The 18,799-nt window shown below is 68.9% G+C and carries 18 protein-coding genes; 9 read left to right on the top strand and 9 right to left on the bottom strand.

What is annotated here, in order from left to right; translation table 11 throughout:
* Positions 1-43: 43 nt before the first annotated feature.
* The gene (locus ACWD6R_RS19710) at positions 44-1,534 is read right to left on the bottom strand and encodes an oligopeptide:H+ symporter (RefSeq protein ID WP_451819852.1); all 1,491 of its coding nucleotides are present in this window, start codon (positions 1,532-1,534) and stop codon (positions 44-46) included.
* Between the two features lie 491 nt (positions 1,535-2,025).
* On the opposite strand from ACWD6R_RS19710, the gene ACWD6R_RS19715 reads away from it, so the two are divergent.
* On the top strand, positions 2,026-2,703 hold the full coding sequence (locus ACWD6R_RS19715; protein ID WP_389669823.1) for a response regulator transcription factor: 678 nt from the start codon (positions 2,026-2,028) through the stop codon (positions 2,701-2,703).
* A 15-nt stretch (positions 2,704-2,718) separates the two neighbouring features.
* Entirely contained in the window at positions 2,719-3,984 is a 1,266-nt protein-coding gene (locus ACWD6R_RS19720) for an ATP-binding protein (protein ID WP_451819853.1), read from the top strand.
* Positions 3,985-4,041: 57 nt separating this feature from the next.
* Here ACWD6R_RS19720 and ACWD6R_RS19725 read toward each other — a convergent pair whose 3' ends face one another.
* Positions 4,042-4,560, bottom strand: coding sequence for a GtrA family protein (locus tag ACWD6R_RS19725; RefSeq protein WP_451819854.1), 519 nt, complete (start codon positions 4,558-4,560; stop codon positions 4,042-4,044).
* A gap of 175 nt (positions 4,561-4,735) precedes the next feature.
* Between ACWD6R_RS19725 and ACWD6R_RS19730 the strand changes: the two genes are divergently transcribed.
* From ACWD6R_RS19730 to ACWD6R_RS19740, 3 genes are read left to right on the top strand one after another with little or no spacing between them, the layout of a single operon-like run.
* Entirely contained in the window at positions 4,736-5,875 is a 1,140-nt protein-coding gene (locus ACWD6R_RS19730; protein WP_451819855.1) for a 5-(carboxyamino)imidazole ribonucleotide synthase, read from the top strand.
* A complete protein-coding gene (gene purE / locus ACWD6R_RS19735) occupies positions 5,872-6,411 on the top strand; it encodes a 5-(carboxyamino)imidazole ribonucleotide mutase (protein ID WP_266984915.1) in 540 nt (179 codons plus the stop codon). The genes ACWD6R_RS19730 and purE overlap by 4 nt, the downstream gene beginning before the upstream one ends.
* A 49-nt stretch (positions 6,412-6,460) precedes the next feature.
* Positions 6,461-7,693, top strand: a complete 1,233-nt coding sequence (locus ACWD6R_RS19740) for a dipeptidase (protein ID WP_451819856.1) — start codon at positions 6,461-6,463, stop codon at positions 7,691-7,693.
* 52 nt (positions 7,694-7,745) lie between these two features.
* Here ACWD6R_RS19740 and ACWD6R_RS19745 read toward each other — a convergent pair whose 3' ends face one another.
* The gene (locus tag ACWD6R_RS19745) at positions 7,746-9,089 is read right to left on the bottom strand and encodes a UDP-glucose dehydrogenase family protein (RefSeq protein ID WP_451819857.1); all 1,344 of its coding nucleotides are present in this window, start codon (positions 9,087-9,089) and stop codon (positions 7,746-7,748) included.
* A gap of 189 nt (positions 9,090-9,278) precedes the next feature.
* Here ACWD6R_RS19745 and ACWD6R_RS19750 point away from each other — a divergent pair, with 189 nt between their 5' ends.
* Positions 9,279-10,436, top strand: coding sequence for an acyl-CoA dehydrogenase (locus tag ACWD6R_RS19750; protein WP_451819858.1), 1,158 nt, complete (start codon positions 9,279-9,281; stop codon positions 10,434-10,436).
* Positions 10,437-10,522: 86 nt separating this feature from the next.
* Here the strand turns inward: ACWD6R_RS19750 and ACWD6R_RS19755 are convergent, their stop codons facing one another.
* The 4 genes from ACWD6R_RS19755 to ACWD6R_RS19770 all read right to left on the bottom strand — a co-directional run bounded on the left by ACWD6R_RS19755 (position 10,523) and on the right by ACWD6R_RS19770 (position 13,489).
* On the bottom strand, positions 10,523-10,717 hold the full coding sequence (locus ACWD6R_RS19755; RefSeq protein ID WP_451819859.1) for a phospholipase D-like domain-containing protein: 195 nt from the start codon (positions 10,715-10,717) through the stop codon (positions 10,523-10,525).
* 100 nt (positions 10,718-10,817) lie between these two features.
* Positions 10,818-11,702, bottom strand: coding sequence for a hypothetical protein (locus ACWD6R_RS19760; RefSeq protein ID WP_451819860.1), 885 nt, complete (start codon positions 11,700-11,702; stop codon positions 10,818-10,820).
* 33 nt (positions 11,703-11,735) lie between these two features.
* Positions 11,736-12,773: a helix-turn-helix domain-containing protein gene (locus tag ACWD6R_RS19765; RefSeq protein ID WP_451819861.1), complete on the bottom strand. Its 1,038-nt coding sequence runs from the start codon at positions 12,771-12,773 to the stop codon at positions 11,736-11,738.
* A gap of 278 nt (positions 12,774-13,051) precedes the next feature.
* The gene (locus tag ACWD6R_RS19770) at positions 13,052-13,489 is read right to left on the bottom strand and encodes an ATP-binding protein (RefSeq protein ID WP_451819862.1); all 438 of its coding nucleotides are present in this window, start codon (positions 13,487-13,489) and stop codon (positions 13,052-13,054) included.
* A gap of 163 nt (positions 13,490-13,652) precedes the next feature.
* Between ACWD6R_RS19770 and ACWD6R_RS19775 the strand changes: the two genes are divergently transcribed.
* Positions 13,653-14,531: a helix-turn-helix domain-containing protein gene (locus ACWD6R_RS19775; protein ID WP_451819863.1), complete on the top strand. Its 879-nt coding sequence runs from the start codon at positions 13,653-13,655 to the stop codon at positions 14,529-14,531.
* Complete coding sequence (locus ACWD6R_RS19780; protein WP_451819864.1) at positions 14,528-14,737, top strand: DUF397 domain-containing protein; 210 nt, start codon at positions 14,528-14,530, stop codon at positions 14,735-14,737. The genes ACWD6R_RS19775 and ACWD6R_RS19780 overlap by 4 nt, the downstream gene beginning before the upstream one ends.
* 413 nt (positions 14,738-15,150) lie before the next feature.
* Here the strand turns inward: ACWD6R_RS19780 and ACWD6R_RS19785 are convergent, their stop codons facing one another.
* Positions 15,151-16,437: an LCP family protein gene (locus ACWD6R_RS19785; RefSeq protein WP_451819865.1), complete on the bottom strand. Its 1,287-nt coding sequence runs from the start codon at positions 16,435-16,437 to the stop codon at positions 15,151-15,153.
* A gap of 120 nt (positions 16,438-16,557) precedes the next feature.
* Here ACWD6R_RS19785 and ACWD6R_RS19790 point away from each other — a divergent pair, with 120 nt between their 5' ends.
* Complete coding sequence (locus tag ACWD6R_RS19790; protein ID WP_451819866.1) at positions 16,558-17,106, top strand: acyl-CoA thioesterase; 549 nt, start codon at positions 16,558-16,560, stop codon at positions 17,104-17,106.
* A gap of 70 nt (positions 17,107-17,176) precedes the next feature.
* Here ACWD6R_RS19790 and ACWD6R_RS19795 read toward each other — a convergent pair whose 3' ends face one another.
* Positions 17,177-18,637, bottom strand: coding sequence for an LCP family protein (locus ACWD6R_RS19795; RefSeq protein ID WP_451819867.1), 1,461 nt, complete (start codon positions 18,635-18,637; stop codon positions 17,177-17,179).
* Between the last annotated feature and the right edge of the window lie 162 nt (positions 18,638-18,799).

Below are 18,799 nucleotides of genomic sequence, written 5' to 3' on the forward strand. Positions count from 1 at the left end.
GCACCGACGATCCGGTGCAGCGGCCCTTCAGCGCTTCAGTGCTTCAGTGCACGTCGCCCATGAGCTGCTTGACCTTGCTGCGGTACATGAAGATCGCGACACCCGCGGCCGCCGCGAGGGTGGCCTGCAGAGCGACGATACCGGTGCCGTTCAGGCCGACACCCGCGATGGAGAGCAGACCCGTGGTGCAGTCACCGGCGGTGACGGCCAGGAACCAGACACCCATCATCTGGCTCGCGTACTTGGCCGGAGCCATCTTCGTGGTGACGGAGAGACCGACCGGGGACAGCGTCAGTTCGGCGACGGTCTGCACGAAGTAGATCGCGACCAGCCACATCGCGGCGGCCTTGTGACCGTCCGTGGCGATCGTCAGCGGCATCAGGAAGAGGAAGAACGACGCACCGACCAGCAGCAGACCGGAGCTGAACTTCACGATCGTGCTCGGCTCCTTGCCACGCCGGTTCAGCGCCAGCCAGAAGGTGGCGAAGACCGGGGCCAGCGCCATGATCAGGACCGGGTTGACCGACTGGTACCAGGAGACCGGGAAGTCCCACCCGAGGACGCTGTTGTCGGCCGAGCCGGCGGCGAAGATCGCCAGGGTCGAACCGCCCTGGTCGTAGATCATCCAGAACATGGCGGCGGCGACGAAGAACCAGATGTAGCCGGACATCTTCGACTGCTCGGCGGCGCTGAGCTCCTTGTCGCGCTTGATGCGCGTCAGGACCATCACCGGAATGACCAGACCCGCGATGGTGATCGGGACCAGGATCCAGTTGAGCGTGTAGACGCCGGTGACGACCGTGACGATGTAGAAGACGGCCGCGATGGCCAGCCAGATCATGCCCTTGCGCAGCGTGCCGGCGCGCTCGGCGGCCGACAGCGGCTTCGGGACGACGAGGCTGCGCTCGTTCAGGTGGCGGGTGCCGAGCAGGTACTGGGCGAGGCCCAGCCCCATGCCGACCGCGGCGAGCGCGAAGCCCAGGTGCCAGTTGACGCTCTCACCGATGGTGCCGATGACCAGCGGGGCGGCGAAGGCGCCCACGTTGATGCCCATGTAGAAGACCGTGAAGCCACCGTCGCGGCGCGGGTCGTCCGGTCCGTCGTAGAGGTGGCCGACCATCGTGGAGATGTTGGACTTCAGCAGACCGGAGCCGATGGCGACGAGTCCGAGACCGGCGAAGAAGGTGCCCTGCGAGGGCAGCGCCAGCGTCAGGTGGCCGATCATGATGACCGCACCGGCGATGGCGACCGTCTTGCGGGGGCCCCAGACACGGTCGCCGAACCAGCCGCCGGGCATCGCGAGCAGGTACACCAGCGACACGTAGACCGAGTAGATCGCCGTGGCCGTGGCGGGGTTCAGGTGAAGCCCGTTGGGAGCGATCAGGTAGAGGGGAAGCAGGGCCCTCATGCCGTAGTAGCTGAAGCGCTCCCACATCTCGGTCATGAAGAGAGTGGCCAGGCCGCGGGGGTGGCCGAAGAAGGTCTTCTCCGAGCCAGCCGTGCCGGCGGAGTCCTTCGTCAGGCTGGACGCCATGGTCGATCCTTGCTTGCTCGGGACGCGGCGCTTCGTGAGCGTGACGCGCCCGGTGGGGGGAGGCCGGCACCGACGCGGCAAACGCCCCACCCCTCACGCCTGAGAAGGGATTCGCTCCGGACTCCGCACGGTGTGCGGAGCGGGTACCGGAGTCGGGGGACCAGCTGCATCGGGATCCACGCCCGGCGCACATCCTTGCGCTCCGGGCCCGGCCACAGGTCATTCACTGAAGTCAGGGCTGGCAGTTACCAGTCCGTGCACAAAAGAGACCCTTGGCGCTTAAAGCTGCCCAAAGGTCTTTGAGTAGTGCAACAGGCGTCGAGTCACCATACGACACGACGGTGGTCGATATGGAAGGACTTGAGAGATGGATCACAGGTTCAGCTGCAACCAAATCGCATATTCCAAGGCAGCCCTCCGAATGGGGTGCAGATTTACAGGCCTTGTGGATCACCTCCCGGTGGCCGCCCCATGCGGACTACCATCACTCCATGACCCGTGTACTGCTCGCCGAGGACGACGCTTCCATCTCGGAGCCGCTGGCTCGCGCCCTGCGTCGGGAGGGTTACGAGGTCGAGGTCCGCGAAGACGGTCCGACCGCTCTCGACGCCGGCCTCCAGGGCGGCATCGACCTGGTCGTGCTCGACCTGGGCCTGCCCGGGATGGACGGCCTCGAAGTAGCCCGACGGCTCCGCGCCGAGGGCCACGCCGTGCCGATCCTGGTGCTCACCGCCCGCGCCGATGAGGTGGACACCGTCGTCGGCCTGGACGCCGGGGCCGACGACTACGTCACCAAGCCGTTCCGCCTGGCCGAACTCCTCGCCCGGGTCCGGGCGCTGCTCCGGCGCGGCGCCACCGACCCGGCCCCGCAGCCCGCCACGCACGGGGTACGGATCGACGTCGAATCGCACCGGGCCTGGATGGGCGACGAGGAGCTCCAGCTCACCGCGAAGGAGTTCGACCTGCTGCGGGTCCTGGTCCGCGACGCCGGCCGGGTCGTCACCCGCGACCAGCTGATGCGCGAGGTCTGGGACACCACCTGGTGGTCGTCCACGAAGACGCTCGACATGCACATCTCCTGGCTCCGCAAGAAGCTCGGCGACGACGCCGCCAACCCCCGCTACATCGCGACCGTCCGGGGCGTCGGCTTCCGGTTCGAGAAGAGCTGACGTACAGAAACCGTCATGCGCCGCCGACTGATCAACTCCACGCTCGCCGTGGTGCTCGTGGTGATCGCCGTTTTCGGTGTCTCCCTCGTCATCGTCGAGACCCGCACCATCAGTAACAGCGCCCAGGAGAGTGTCGACTCCGAGGCGCTGCGGCTGATCAGCGTGGTCGAGAGCCGGCTCCTCGGGGCGGAACGGATCAACCCCGGTGTGCTGGCCCAACAGGTCGACCACAACCGGTACGCCCTGGTCGAGATCCCCGGCCGCACCCGCATCGAAGTGGGCACGCGTCCCACCGGCAGTGTGATCAGAAGTACGGCGAAGGGGGAGCAGGGCGAGAAGGTCACCGTCGAGGAGTCCAGCTCCGCCGTCACCCGCGAGGTCGGGCGCACGCTCATGATCATCGGTGCGGTGGCGCTGCTCGCGATCGTCTCCGCGGTGCTCCTCGCCGTACGCCAGGCCAACAAACTGACCTCGCCGCTCACCGACCTCGCCGAGACCGCGGAACGCCTGGGCTCCGGTGACCCGCGGCCGCGCCACAAGCGGTACGGGGTGCCGGAGCTGGACCGGGTCGCGGACGTCCTCGACTCCTCCGCCGAACGGATCGCCCGGATGCTGACCGCGGAACGCCGGCTCGCAGCCGATGCCTCCCACCAGCTCCGCACGCCGCTGACCGCGCTCTCCATGCGGATCGAGGAGATCTCCGTCACCGACGACCCGGACACGGTGAAGGAAGAGGCGAACATCGCCCTCACCCAGGTCGAGCGCCTCACCGACGTGGTGGAGCGGCTGCTGACCAACGCCCGCGACCCGCGCACCGGCTCGGCGGTCGCCTTCGACCTCGACGAGGTCGTCAAGCAGCAGATCGAGGAGTGGCGCCCCGCCTACCGCGGCGAGGGCCGCGCCATCGTCCGCTCCGGCAAACAGGGTCTGCGGGCCGTCGGCACGCCGGGCGCGGTCGCCCAGGTGCTGGCCGCGCTGATCGAGAACTCACTGATGCACGGCGGCGGCACGGTGGCCCTGCGCACCCGGGTCACCGGCAACCAGGCGGTCATCGAGGTGACGGACGAGGGCCCCGGCGTCCCGCCCGATCTGGGCGCCAGGATCTTCGAGAGGACGATCAGCGGCCGCAACTCGACGGGAATCGGCCTCGCGGTCGCCCGCGACCTGGCCGAGGCGGACGGCGGTCGCCTGGAACTGCTCCAGCAGCAACCGGCGGTCTTCGCCCTGTTCCTGAGCCGGGTGGCCCTGAACCGCGAGGAACCGGAACGACCGGTCCGCTGAATCAAGCCCGCCGAGGGGAGACCGAGGGCGAAGCGGCAATCGGACGCCCCCGGTGCCTCAACGTCGTACGGGCTCCGCCGGCTCCACCGGCACCCGCCCCGCGGCCTCGCGTCCCTGTGCCACCACGCCTACGCCGTCTTTGGCAGGCAGCGCCTTGAACACCCAGCTCCGGTAGGACCAGAACCGGAACAGCGTCGCGATCCCGATTCCCAGGATCTTGAAGACGTTGCTCTGGATCGGGCCGTTCCATCCGAACCCGTACGTCGCCGCGTACAGCACACCGTTCTCGATCGCCGCACCCACCGCGCTGAACAGCAGGAACAGCGTCAGTTCCCGGGTCCGCCCGGTCTTGTCGCGGTCCCGGTACGTCCAGTAGCGGAAGCCCACGTAGTTGAAGAGGATGGCGACGAACGTGGCCAGCAGACTGGCCCGCACCACTTGAAGGTCCGTGGTGTGCCACAGCAGGTTGGACACCGCCATATTGACCAGCAGACCCATCGCACCGACCACGCCGAACTTGGCGACCTCCCGGGCCAGCGCATCCAGCCGGGTCCGTAGCACGCCCCGTTCGTTCATGGTGATCGCTCAGCCCCGTCCGTCGATTCGGTCAACCCGGTCATGCTATCCAGGCCTCCTGTGAGATACCTGTGAGCATTCATCGAGGCGTGGCGAGCCTGTGACACGGAGCCTTGGGCCGCCGCCCTCAGGGGCATCGTCCGGCGGCCCCCGGGACGCCCGATACCCTGGAGGCGTGACGTTCCCGGTAGTCGGCATGGTCGGCGGCGGTCAGCTCGCCCGTATGACCCACGAGGCGGGCATCCCCCTCGGCATCAAATTCAAGCTCCTCAGCGACACCCCTCAGGACTCGGCGGCCCAGGTGGTGAGCGAAGTCGTCATCGGCGACTATCGCGACCTGGACACGCTGCGCGCCTTCGCGCGCGGTTGTGACGTGATCACCTTCGATCACGAGCACGTCCCGACCGAGCATCTGCAGGCCCTGGAGGCGGACGGCATTCCCGTACGCCCCGGCCGCGACGCGCTGGTGCACGCCCAGGACAAGGGGGTGATGCGCGCGAAGCTCAGCGAGATCGGCGCGCCCTGCCCCCGCCACCGCATCGTGACGGACCCGGCGGACGCCGCGGCGTTCGCGGCCGAGGCCGGTGGGTTCCCCGTCATCCTGAAGACGGTCCGCGGCGGCTACGACGGCAAGGGCGTCTGGGTGGTCCGCTCCGAGGCGGACGCGGCCGACCCGTTCCGGGCGGGTGTCCCGGTCCTCGCCGAGGAGAAGGTCGACTTCGTACGGGAGCTGGCGGCCAACATCGTCCGCTCGCCGCACGGCCAGGCAGTCGCGTACCCGGTCGTCGAGTCGATCCAGGTCGACGGCGTCTGCGACACGGTCATCGCCCCGGCCCCCGAGCTGAGCGAGCAGCTCGCCGGCGAGGCCCAGCAGCTGGCCCTGCGGATCGCCGCCGAGCTCGGTGTCGTCGGCCACCTCGCCGTCGAACTCTTCGAGACCCGTGACGGCCGCATTCTCGTCAACGAGCTCGCGATGCGCCCGCACAACTCCGGGCACTGGACCCAGGACGGCGCGATCACCTCCCAGTTCGCCAACCACGTCCGGGCCGTTCTCGACCTGCCGCTCGGCGACCCGCGCCCGCGCGCCACCTGGACGGTCATGTGCAACGTCCTCGGCGGCGACTACCCGGACATGTACCAGGCGTACCTGCACTGCATGGCCCGCGACCCACAGCTCAAGATCCACATGTACGGCAAGGATGTGAAGCCCGGCCGCAAGGTCGGACACGTCAACACCTACGGCGACGACCTGGCGGACGTGCGTGAGCGCGCCCGGCACGCGGCCGACTACCTGCGAGGAACGATCACCGAATGACTTCCCCCGCCTCCGCCGCGCCGGTCGTCGGCATCGTCATGGGTTCGGACTCCGACTGGCCCGTCATGGAAGCAGCGGCCAAGGCCCTCGACGAGTTCGAGATCCCGTACGAGGTCGATGTCGTCTCCGCCCACCGCATGCCGCACGAAATGATCGCGTACGGGGAGAACGCCGCGGACCGCGGCCTCAAGGCGATCATCGCGGGCGCGGGCGGCGCGGCCCACCTGCCCGGCATGCTCGCGTCGGTCACCCCGCTGCCCGTCATCGGCGTCCCGGTTCCGCTGAAGTACCTGGACGGCATGGACAGCCTGCTGTCCATCGTGCAGATGCCGGCCGGTGTGCCCGTCGCGACCGTGTCGGTCGGCGGCGCGCGTAACGCGGGTCTGCTCGCCGCCCGTATCCTCGCCGCCCACGACAGCGAGCTACTGGCCCGCATGCGGGAGTTCCAGCAGGAGCTGAACGACCAGGCGACCGAGAAGGGCAAGCGGCTGCGCAGCAAGGTCGAGGGCAGCGACTCCTTCGGCTTCGGCAAGTAGACACATTCGGCAAGTAGACACAGCGGACAACGAGCGGAAGCGGGCGACCATGACGGACCAGATCGCGGACCGGACCACGGACCACTCCGGGGACCACCTCGCACAGGCTGCGGAACTCCTCGCCGAGTACCCGGTCGTCGACGGTCACAACGATCTGCCCTGGGCACTTCGCGAACAGGTCGGGTACGACCTGGACGCCCGAGACATCGCCACCGACCAGTCCGCCCACCTCCACACCGACATCGGGCGGCTGCGCGCCGGTGGCGTCGGCGCGCAGTTCTGGTCCGTCTACGTACGGTCCGACATGGCGGGCGAGGACGCCGTCAGCGCCACCCTCGAACAGATCGACGTGGTCGCCGAGCTGCTGGACCGCTACCCCGCGGACCTGCGGCGCGCCCTTACCGCCGACGACATGGAGACGGCCCGCACCGAGGGCCGGATCGCCTCCCTGATGGGCGCCGAGGGCGGCCACTCCATCAACAACTCGCTGGGCACCCTGCGCGCCCTGCACACCCTCGGCGTCCGCTACATGACGCTCACCCACAACGACAACATCGCGTGGGCGGACTCGGCGACGGACGAGCCCGGCGTCGGCGGTCTCTCGCCGTTCGGCCATGAGGTGGTACGGGAGATGAACCGCACCGGCATGCTGGTCGACCTCTCCCATGTGGCGGCCACGACGATGCGCGACGCGCTCGCCACCTCCACCGCGCCGGTGATGTTCTCGCACTCCTCGTCGCGGGCGATCTGCGACCACCCCCGCAACATCCCCGACGACGTCCTCGCGCAGCTCCCGGCCAACGGCGGCATCGCCATGGCGACCTTCGTACCGAAGTTCGTCCTCCCGGAAGCCGTCGAATGGACCCGCGCGGCGGACCGGAACATGCGCGACCACGGTCTGCACCACCTCGACACCACCGCGCAGGCCATGAAGATCCACGCGGAGTTCGAGGCCGCCCACCCGCGCCCGATGGCCACCGTGGCGACGATCGCCGACCATCTCGACCACATGCGTGAGGTCGCCGGGATCGACCACATCGGTGTCGGCGGCGACTACGACGGCACCGCGTTCCTCCCCGCAGGTCTGGAGGACGTCTCGGGCTACCCGAACCTGATCGCGGAACTGCTGGGCCGCGGCTGGTCCGCCGCCGACCTCGCCAAGCTCACCTGGCGCAACGCGGTACGGGTGCTGCGCGACGCCGAGGCCGTCGCGCGCGACCTGCGGACGCGACGCGGCCCGTCCCACGCCACGATCGAGGAACTCGACGCCCCGGCGTCCTGACGACCCACGGGACGGGAGGACGCCCCTCCGGTCCCCGAACTCCGGGGGCGGGTCAGGCGCGGGGCCGGCCCATCGCCCGGTACGTCCAGCCCGCCTCGCGCCACAGCGTGCTGTCCAGCGCGTTGCGGCCGTCGAGAATGATCCGGTGCGCGGCGGCCTCGCCCAGCGCCGCCGGGTCCAGCTCGCGGAACTCGCGCCACTCCGTCAGGTGCAGCACCACGTCCGCGCCGCGCACCGCGTCCACCGCCGACTCGGCGTACCCGAGCGTCGGGAAGAGCCGCCGGGCGTTGTCCATGCCCTTCGGGTCGTAGACGGTGACCTGGCCGCCCTGGAGGTGGATCTGCCCGGCGACGTTCAGGGCCGGCGAGTCGCGTACGTCGTCCGAGTCCGGCTTGAACGTCGCACCCAGCACGGCCACCCGCTTGCCGAGGAACGAGCCCCCGCCCACGGCCTCCCGGGCCAGCTCCACCATGTGACCGCGGCGCCGCATGTTGATCGAGTCGACCTCACGGAGGAAGGTCAGCGCCTGGTCCGCGCCCAGCTCACCGGCGCGCGCCATGAAGGCCCGGATGTCCTTCGGCAGACACCCGCCGCCGAAGCCGATCCCGGCCCGCAGGAACTTGGCTCCGATCCGCTCGTCGTGACCGATCGCCTCGGCCAGTTTCACCACATCACCGTCGGCGGCCTCGCAGACCTCCGCCATCGCGTTGATGAAGGAGATCTTGGTCGCCAGGAACGAGTTCGCCGAGGTCTTCACCAGTTCCGCGGTCGGGAAGTCCGTCACCACGAACGGCGACCCCTCCGCGACCGGCACCGCGTACACCTCGCGCAGCAGCTTCTCGGCCCGCTCGCTCTCCACCCCGACGACGACCCGGTCCGGGTGCAGGGTGTCCTTCACCGCGAAGCCCTCGCGCAGGAACTCCGGATTCCAGGCCAGCTCCGCATCGGTTCCCACCGGCGCCAGCTCGGCCAGCCGCGCCGCGAGCCGGGCCGCGGAGCCCACCGGCACGGTCGACTTGCCGACGACCAGGGCGGGCCGGGTGAGCTGCGGCGCCAGCGACTCGAAGGCGGAGTCCACGTACGACATGTCGCAGGCGTACTCGCCGTGCTTCTGCGGGGTGTTCACGCAGACGAAGTGCACATCACCGAAGGCGCCGATCTCTTCCCACGAGGTGGTGAACCGCAGCCGCCCGCTGGATCCCTCGATGCCCGCGACGTGCTTGTGGAGCAGCTCCTCCAGCCCCGGCTCGTACATCGGGACCCGGCCTCTGCTGAGCATCTCGATCTTCTCGGGCACGACATCGAGCCCGAGCACTTCGAAGCCGAGTTCCGCCATGGCCGCGGCGTGGGTGGCGCCGAGGTAGCCGGTGCCGATCACAGTGATCCTGAGGGCCATGGAGTGCTCCTGAGAGATGCGGACAGACATGCGGTGAACGAGCATAGTCGTGCCTCTGAAGACCGGGATTTGCGGGCCCGGGGGACCCTTGTCGCGAAGCTCACGTGCAGCTCCCATAGGTCTTTGTGGGCCAGGGAACCTAAAATTGGGTTACTTAACGGTAGTTAGCATCCCTGGGGAGTGAGAGTCTTGGCGGGTTCCACCGATTTCGACCTGTACCGTCCGGCCGAGGAGCACGACATGCTCCGCGAGACGGTCCGTGCGCTCGCCGAGGCGAAGATCGCCCCGTTCGCGGCTGCGGTCGACGAGGAGGCCCGCTTCCCGCAGGAGGCGCTGGACGCCCTGGTCGCCTCGGAGCTGCAGGCCGTGCACGTCCCCGAGGAGTACGGCGGCGCCGGTGCGGACGCCCTCGCCACCGTGATCGTGATCGAGGAGGTGGCCCGCGTCTGCGCCTCCTCCTCCCTGATCCCGGCCGTGAACAAGCTGGGCTCGCTCCCGGTGATCCTCTCCGGCTCCGAGGCGCTGAAGAAGAAGTACCTGGGCCCGCTCGCCAAGGGCGACGCGATGTTCTCGTACTGCCTCTCCGAGCCCGACGCAGGCTCCGACGCCGCCGGCATGAAGACCAAGGCCGTCCGTGACGGCGACTTCTGGGTCCTCAACGGCGTGAAGCGCTGGATCACCAACGCGGGCGTCTCCGATTACTACACGGTGATGGCCGTCACCGACCCGACCAAGCGCTCCAAGGGCATCTCGGCGTTCGTCGTCGAGAAGTCGGACGAGGGCGTCTCCTTCGGCGCCCCGGAGAAGAAGCTCGGCATCAAGGGCTCCCCGACCCGCGAGGTCTACCTCGACAACGTCCGGATCCCCGCCGACCGCATGATCGGCGAGGAGGGCACCGGCTTCGCCACGGCGATGAAGACCCTGGACCACACCCGCATCACGATCGCGGCCCAGGCCCTCGGCATCGCGCAGGGCGCCCTCGACTACGCCAAGGGCTACGTCCAGGAGCGCAAGCAGTTCGGCAAGCCGATCGGCGACTTCCAGGGCATCCAGTTCATGCTCGCCGACATGGCGATGAAGCTGGAGGCGGCCCGCCAGCTCACCTACTCCGCCGCCGCCAAGTCCGAGCGCCTCGACAGCGACCTCACCTTCTTCGGCGCCGCGGCCAAGTGCTTCGCCTCCGATGTCGCGATGGAGGTCACCACGGACGCGGTCCAGCTGCTCGGCGGCTACGGCTACACGCGGGACTACCCGGTGGAGCGGATGATGCGCGACGCCAAGATCACGCAGATTTATGAAGGCACGAACCAGGTCCAGCGGATCGTCATGGCGAGGAACCTTCCGTAACGGTTATTGCCTTGGCGTCCGGCCCCCGATGGCACATCGGGGGCCGGACGTGTGTATGTGGCGGCCAAGAGACCGCGCGAGATGAGTCAGCCGCGCCGCAGATAACGGGCTTCCGGGCCCGTGAGCCAGTGCAGGTGGTCGACCAGCCGACCGACTGTCCTCGTGTCGCGCAGGATGACGCCGATCTCCAGGTTGTCGGTGAGGGCGCGGCCGGTGAGGTTGGCACTGCCCAGCAATGCGATCTGCCGATCGGCGGCTATCACCTTGGCGTGCAGGCTCACGCACCGCGGCCCGCGTCCTGCTCTGGCCCCTCGGACGTGGGGGAGCCGTGAACGGGATGCGGGCCTGTGGACAGGAGGGGGCGCAGCCACCGGGGCGGGGTTACTCCCCGGCGAAGACTTCCTCGGCGGAGGCGGCGGTGGCGGCACGGTTGAGCCACTGGTGCAGGAGCTGGGGGTCGTCGCAGCCGGTGATCTTCTCGCGGGTCTCGTCGGTGATGGCGATACCGCGCACGTCGAGGATGAGCAGGAGTCCTTCGGCTCGGCCTTCGGCTCGGCCTTCGGCACGGCCTTCGTCCCGGATTTCTTCCGAGAGGGGCGACTTGTAGAAAGAAAGGTCCACGGCCACCAGGTTCCTCCACTGTTGTGCGGCCGGGCGGTTGCCCAAGCCCTGTGCGGTGAGTTCGACGATGGGGTCGGCGATGGTTTCCGGTGTGTCCCGCAGCGCGGCGGACAGGGTCTTCAGTATGGCACCGACGTCCGGATTGTCGGCGTGTGTGATGGCGGCCAGGGTGGCGAGCGCGAGGTCCTTGCGGGCCTTGGCCACGTCCGTGATCACCGGCATGTTGTGCGGTCCCGCGACGAGGGGGTACAGGGCGAACGTCTGCCATTGGCGGAGGCCGATGGAGATCGGGCGTGCGGCCCATTCGGCGGTGGCGTGGTCCTGGCAGACGACCAGTAGCAGAGTGGGCAGCCGGTATTTGTTGTTGAGGTAGGTGACGTAGTACGGCCAGCTGACGGTCTTGTCGGGGTCCTTCTTGCCCTGGGCCTCGATGGCGAGAAGGAAGGGTCCGTCGTCCTCGGTTTCGATCCGCAGCAGGGTGTCCACGCGGCGTTCGACCGGCCGGGCCTCGGTGAGGTCGGTGGGCATAAGGGTGGCTGAGGTGGGTGGTGGGATGTCGACTCCGAGTACTTCGGAGACGCGGGAGAAGAGGCCCGGGTACTCCTGGAAGATGCGGTGCATTGCCTCGTGGGGCGAGCTGACCATGGAGGTCCGTTCGGGTTGTGGGTGATGTTCCGGTCAGGCGGCTGTGTGCAGTTCGGTGTGGCAGTCGCGGCAGTGGCCGGGGTCACGGGAGCGGAAGGCGCGGTCGCAGCGGTCGCAGTTCCGAAGCGGGATGACGATGGCGCCGGGGCGTGCGAGTGCGAGGTCCTGGGCTTCCGGCAGCGGCGGCGGCAGGAGCGTCGTGATCCGGTGGCGCAGGAGCTTGGCCGGGTGCTTCAGGGGGTTCGGGAGGTCGGTGGTGAGGGTGTGGCGGATGGTGTCGGGGTGGGCGTCGCGTTCGAGCCAGACGGCGACGCCGGGGGTGAGGGTGTGGATGTCGTGCTCCGAGAGGACGAGCAGGGGCGCGTGGCGGCGCAGATCGGCGAGGAGCGCGGAGGCCGTGTGCTGAAGCTCCGGGGTCAGCGCCCGCGGCTGAGGGAGTGGCGGGGGCGGCGTCCTGTGCGCGGTGGGAGCCGGTACGAGAGAGGGGGCGGGCTGCGGCTGCGGTGCGGGTGTCGGGGGTGATGCGGGCGCCGGCTGGGGCGCGGGCGGCTGCGGCGCCTCGGTGGGGGAGTGCGGTACGGGGGACGGGTTGGGGCGCGGTTCGGGAGCGGTCCCGCATGCCGGTGGCGGCGGTGTGGGCAGGAGGGCTCCCGCTTTGCTGCGCCCGGTCCGCGGCTCGGGTGCCGGGACGGTGGACGCGGTGGCTCCCGGCTGGTTGTAGGAGACCGTGCGCGTCACGACGCGGCCGTTGGGAAGGCGTACGCGGCTGCGGTGGAGGTAGCCGGTTGCTTCGAGTTCGCGCAGGGCGGCGGCGATGCGGGTCTCGCTCTCGGGGAAGCGTTCGGCGAGAACCTTGATGCCGATCTTCGTTCCGGCGGGCAGTGACTGGATGTGTGCGGCGAGCCCGATGGCGGTGAGGGAGAGTCCGCGGTGCTGGGTGAGGTGGTTGCCGAGGACCGTGAAGCGTGCGGCGTGCCGGACGTTGATGTGGATGACACCAGACGACGGTGCGGCGCCCCCGGATGTGGAGGGCGGGGCGCACGGGCGCGCGGTAATCTGCTGGGTATCCATCGGGAAGGTGTCTCTTCCTCGGTGGTCAGGCCCTCGGCCGAGATTGGCGTCTCGTCGGGGGCCGTCGCATGTCTGTAGTTGTCGCGGCGAGCATATGCCTGCCAACCCGTATGAAATCCAGCCCAGTTGCCCTATGTCACCCGCGCGAGTGACGGGGGCGGGTGGGGTCGGGTTTGGGTGGGGAAGGTAATTTCCCCAGGTTCTTTAAAGCTTTATGCGTCGTAGGACGCGGCGACGTGATCCACCGGGTCGTGGGTCTCCGCGACCCGGTGGAGCGGTCACGGTACGAGGCTGAGTTCGGCCCAGATCGTCTTGCGCGGGACGGGCCCGAGGTCGATGCCCCAGCGGTCGGCGAGTGCCTCGACGATCAGCAGGCCGCGCCCTGATTCCGCGTCGTCGGCGGGGGCGGACGTGGTGCCGGGCGTGGGAGGCAGTTGCTCGCCCCGGGCGTCGGTCACCTCGATCCGCAGGAGTGCGTCGCGGCGGACGGCGAGGCGCAGTTGGAAGTCCCGGCCCGGTACGCGGCCGTGGACCGTGGCGTTGGTGGCCAGTTCGGCGACGATGTGCGCGGCGTGCTCCGTGGGCAGGCCCCAGTCGCCCAGATGCGCCGTGGTGAGGAGACGGGCAAGCCTGGCACCTCGGCGAGTGGGGGAGAGCAGCACGGTGAACTGCCGGGTGGGAGCGGAACGTTCGGTTCGAGTGATTTCTTGGGTCACGTCACTCAGCGTGGCTGCGCGTGCGTACCGTGAACGGTGACGAGGCCCTTACGTACGGTCATTGTCCCGTGCTTGTCCAGTGCTGTCCCGGCTGTCCGGGGTGACGTGCTGGGGATGACCAGGGTTGAGCAGGAACGACATGCGCGTCGGAAGTGGGGCACGGATGAGCGTGGATGGGACCGGTACGGAGCGCGGGGGCGGCGGGGCGGACGAGCCCGGCTGGGACGTCGATCCCGACGACGAGTCGGGGGTTGCGGTGGTCGCCGCGGTGGGCCGTCAGATCAAGGCGTGGCGGGAGTCGGCGGGGCTGCGGGCCGGCGAGTTCGGGGCGGCGATCGGGTACGGCGAGGACCTGGTCTACAAGGTGGAGGGCGGGCGGCGCATCCCCCGGCCGGAGTTCCTGGACAGGGCGGACGATGTGCTGGGCGCGGGCGGGAAACTTGCCGCGATGAAGCGGGATGTGGCGGAGGTCCGGTACCCGAAGAAGGTGCGGGATCTGGCGAAGCTGGAGGCCAAGGTCGTCGAGCTGGAGGCATACCACCACCACAACATCAACGGCCTGTTGCAGACCGAAGAACATATGCGGGCCCTGTTCGCCTCGTGGCTGCCGGCTTACACGCTGGACGAGATGGACCGAGTGGTGGCTGCTCGCATGGCCCGACGATCCATCTTCGATCGGGATCCTCTCCCGTCGCTGAGTTTTGTCCAGGAAGAGGTGACGCTTCGCCGTCCGGTCGGAGGCACAATGGTGTTGCGTCGACAGCTCGAACGCCTCTTGGAAGTAGGGCGGTTGCGGAATGTGGTGATCCAGGTGATGCCGACGCATCGCGAGGAGCATCCCGGGACGGGTGGGCTGATCGAGGTTCTGAAGTTCCCCGACGGCAGTGCGGTGGGGCGTTCCGAGGGCGCGTTCAGCGGCCGTCCGGTCTCCGACCCGAAGCAGCTCAGAATCCTTGGGTTGCGCTATGGGATGATCCGGGCCCAGGCTCTTACGCCACGGGAGTCGCTGGCCTTCATCGAGCAAGTTCTGGGAGAGACATGATCCACAAGCCCTCTGCCGGGGACGCTTCCGAGTTGGAGTGGTTCAAGAGCAGCTACAGCAGCAGTGGCGACGGGAACGACTGCATCGAGGTCGCGTCCGCCCCCGGTTCGGTCCACGTCCGTGACTCCAAGGATGCGCGGGGGCCGCTGCTTGGGTTCGCGCCGGGCGCGTGGGTTGACTTCGTGACGTACGCGTCCAGGAGCTGATTCCTGGTGGGCGCGCCCAGTTGGTCCAGGCTCGGGCGCGCTGTGCGGTGGGTTGAGAACAGAGCGTCAGGCTGAGGGAAGAGCCCGTCCGTGAAGTCCCCGCTTGCCGACGAGTCCGTTTCCGCGTCGCCCACTCGGACGTGCGCCACGGCCCGCGCTTTGGCCTTCGCCTTCCGTGCGGCCGCCCGCTGTTTCTTGGCTTCCGTAGTGTGCATGCCGCGCTGCGCCTCTTCCTCGTACCGCCTGAGGTTCAGCTCCAAGAAAAATGGCACTCCTGCTCTCGTCCCTCGGCTGCGGGCGAGTGCGCCACGCTGCCAACTCCTCCGGGAAGCTTAAGGGGAGAAAACAGGGGCGCCGGAGAAATGGAAAGGTCCGGACGGTTCACCGTCCGGACCTTTCCTGGCGGCCTGCCGTCAGTTACCGGAGACGGTGACCTTCTCGTCGTTGTTGAGCTGCTCCACCAGCTGCTTGACCTTGGCCTTGTCCCAGACCAGATTCCCGCGTGTGGAGCCGGAGATCGGCATGTTCATGGACGTGCCGTCACCGCCCGTGACGCCCTTCATCGCGAAGAACATCTGGCCCAGGTCCCACAGCGACATGTCCTTGTCGACGACCAGGGTGTCGAGACCGGCGCCCATCGTCGGGTACAGCTTGAACGGGTTGAGGATCGTGGACGGCGTCGCCGTCTGGCTCGCCAGCGCCGCGAGGAACTTCTGCTGGTTCTTCGTACGGTCCAGGTCGGACGTGAACGCGTGCCGGGTGCGGACGAAGGCGAGGGCCTGCTGGCCGTCGAGGGTCTGCTTGCCCGCCTGGAAGTCGGCGCCGGAGTACTTGTCCTTGAACGCCTTGGGGATGTCGAGCTCCACGCCACCGATCGCGTCCACGATCTTGGCGAAGCCGCCGAAGCCGATCTCGACGTAGTGGTCGATGTGCAGCCCGGTATTGAACTCGACGGTACGGACCAGCAGTTCGGGCCCGTCCTCGGCGTACGCGGCGTTCAGCTTGGTGAAGCGGCCCCTGGCCGGGTAGAGCTTGCCGGAGTCGGAGCCCTTGTACGAGGGGATCTCGACGTTCGAGTCACGCGGCAGCGAGACCAGCGTCGGGCCGTTCGAGCCGTCGTGCAGGATCATCATCGAGTCGGTCCGCTTGCCCTCGGCCGAGCCGGTGTGGAGCCTCTTCTTGTCCTCGGCCGTCATGCCCGCGCGGCTGTCGGAGCCGACGATCAGATAGTTGGTGCCGTCGCCCGCGTGCGGTCGCTCGATCACCTGGGAGAGGTCGACCTCACGCTTGAGCTTGGAGTCGGCCCAGAAGTACGTGCCGATGGAGACGGCCAGCACCACGACCACGAGGGTCAGGGTGCCTATCTTTATCCGGCGGCGCCAGTCCGGCGCGGGCCTGCCCTGGACGTAACCGCCGTCACCCCGGCCGCCGCCGTGACCGTAGCCACCGCCGTTGCCGCCGCCGTAGACCCGTCCCGTGTTGTAACTGCCGTCGTACCCTGCGCCGTCGTCATAGCCGCCGGAGTACTGCGGTGCCTCGGGCTGACGCTGTCGCGGCGTCGTCGGTCGCTGCTGCGGCGGCGCGGGGCGCCGCTGGACGTGCCGCATGGCGCGGGCGCCCTCGGGCTGGGCGCTGTCACTGCCCCGCCCGTAGCGGTCGTTGCGGTCGTCGTCGGTCCATCCACCGGGCCTGTCGCTCATGCGGTCCAGTGTGCAGTCCGGGCGTGCCGGTATTACAGGGGGTGTGAGCTATCGGGCCTGGGATGTTGCGAAGCTGATGCAATGTCCGTGGCCCAGGGCCCCCCGCATAAGGTGGACGGTATGACAGATCAGGCCCCACGCCCAGAGGGCGACATTCCCGGCAAGCCGACTGCGGCGTCCCGGACCACCCTCAGTCACATCATGACCGGCAGCGACACCAATCTGCTGGGTACGGTGCACGGCGGCGTGATCATGAAGCTGGTCGACGACGCGGCGGGCGCCGTGGCCGGCCGGCACTCCGGCGGACCCGCGGTCACGGCCTCGATGGACGAGATGGTCTTCCTGGAGCCGGTACGCGTCGGTGACCTTGTTCATGTCCGTGCCCAGGTGAACTGGACCGGCCGTTCCTCGATGGAGGTCGGCGTCCGGGTCATGGCCGAGCGGTGGAACGAATCGACCCCGGCCCAGCAGGTCGGCAGCGCGTATCTGGTGTTCGCGGCGGTCGACGGGGACGGTAAGCCGCGCCCCGTACCGCAGGTGATCCCCGAGACGGAGCGCGACAAGCGGCGCTACCAGGAGGCGCAGATCCGGCGCACGCACCGGCTGGCCCGGCGCCGCGCGATCAAGGAACTGCGCGAGAAGCGCGCGGCGGACGGCATCGAGGACTGACGGCAGGGCGTCCTCCCCGGCCGCCCCGGGGCGGACCACCGCCCCGGGGCTCCGTCGGCGGGGCGCCTCGCTACGGGCAGGCCACCTGGTCGCCCGTGACCGCGGCGAACGCGCCCCGGTGCGTGTCCTCGGCCCGTACCCGCTCGACCTTGCCGAAGTCCGTGCCCGTCGTCACCTTCATCGTCGCGCCCTGCCCCTTGACTGCCCGCAGCTCGGCCCCCGGCAGCGCCGCCGCCAGCGACTTCGCCGACTGGTCCCACCTCGGGTCGTACTCGACCAGGGTGTGTTTCAGTTCCCGCGGTGCCCCGTCGAGCGGGGCCCGCGTCGTACGGAACCCGGTGGCGCGCAGCGCGTCATCGGCCGTCCTGCCGAGGCCGTCCATCGGGGTCCCGTTGTAGACCTGGACCCGAATCTGCTGCGGCGCGACATCGACGGTTTTCGCAGCTGCCTGCTCCGGCCGCTTCGCCGCGAGGGGCTTGTCGTCACGCAGCGCCTGGAAAAGCTTCGTCGACTTCTCCGGATCCCACTTGACCGTCGAGCCGATGCCCTTGACCGGATAGGAGGGATCGCTGATCGGTACGGAGGTGAACTCGGACGACGCCGCGGTGAAGCCGCGCATCGCCTGGCCGAGGTCCAGCATCTGCTCCGTGCCGAACCCCTCGTCGGCCCGGACCGAATGGAGCATCGTCGAGGCGATGTCCCGGAACTTCACCGGGTTCAGCAGCACACCGCTGCTGGTCGTCTGCTTGATCAGCGAGGCGAGGAATCGCTGCTGGCGCTGCATCCGGCCCAGGTCCGCGGCCGCGTCGACATGGCGCGAGCGCACGTACTGGAGCGCCTGCCCGCCGTTCAGCCGGTGGGTGCCCGCGGCGAGATCGAGACCGGTGTACGAGTCCTTCATCGGCCGGGTGGTGCAGATCTGCACCCCGCCCAGGGTGTCGACCGTCTTCATGAAACTGGTGAAGTCGACCTCCAGATAGTGGTCGATCTTGATGCCGGTCATGTCCTCGACGGTCCGCACGGTCAGATTCGGCCCGCCCTCCGCGTAGGCGGCGTTCAGCTTCACCGGGTGGGCGGCGTGCTCGGCGCCGGTGTTCCGGTCGCGGTGTTCCGGGATCTCGGCGTAGCTGTCGCGCGGCAGGGAGACGATGCTCGCGCGTTCCTTGTCCGCCGACAGATGCACCAGCATGAGCGTGTCGGTGCAGTAGCAGGGCGCACCGCCCAGCCGGTATTTCTTCTTCTCGTCCTTGCTGATGCTGTCGCGGCCGTCGGTGCCGACGAGCAGCAGATTCGTGCCGTTCCCGGCCCGTGGCCGGTTCTTCATGTCCTTGAACGGATCGATGCGGTCGATCCCGGTCTCCAGATTGGTCACCACCGCGTGACCGATCCCGCCGGCGCCGAGCACCAGCACGGACAGACCGGTCGCGACCCGCATGCCCCAGCGGGGCCTCTCGTCCCGCTTTCTCGACCTGAGCTGCGGGGGAGCGGCGCGGGGGCGCGGCGGACGGGGGGAGCGGTGCGGTGTGGGCACGGGGGGACCTCCGCGGTGCAAGGGGGATCGTTCGCACAGTAGGCCCGTACGATCTCCATACCGGGAAGCGGCCTTGCGGCGCGCGCCCGTGTCCCCCATTCGCGGTAACGTGGCGGCCGAAACGCCGCCTCCTGGGGTGAGAACCCCCGGCGCCCCCGAGGA

It is taken from the genome of Streptomyces sp. NPDC005151, assembly GCF_053599875.1.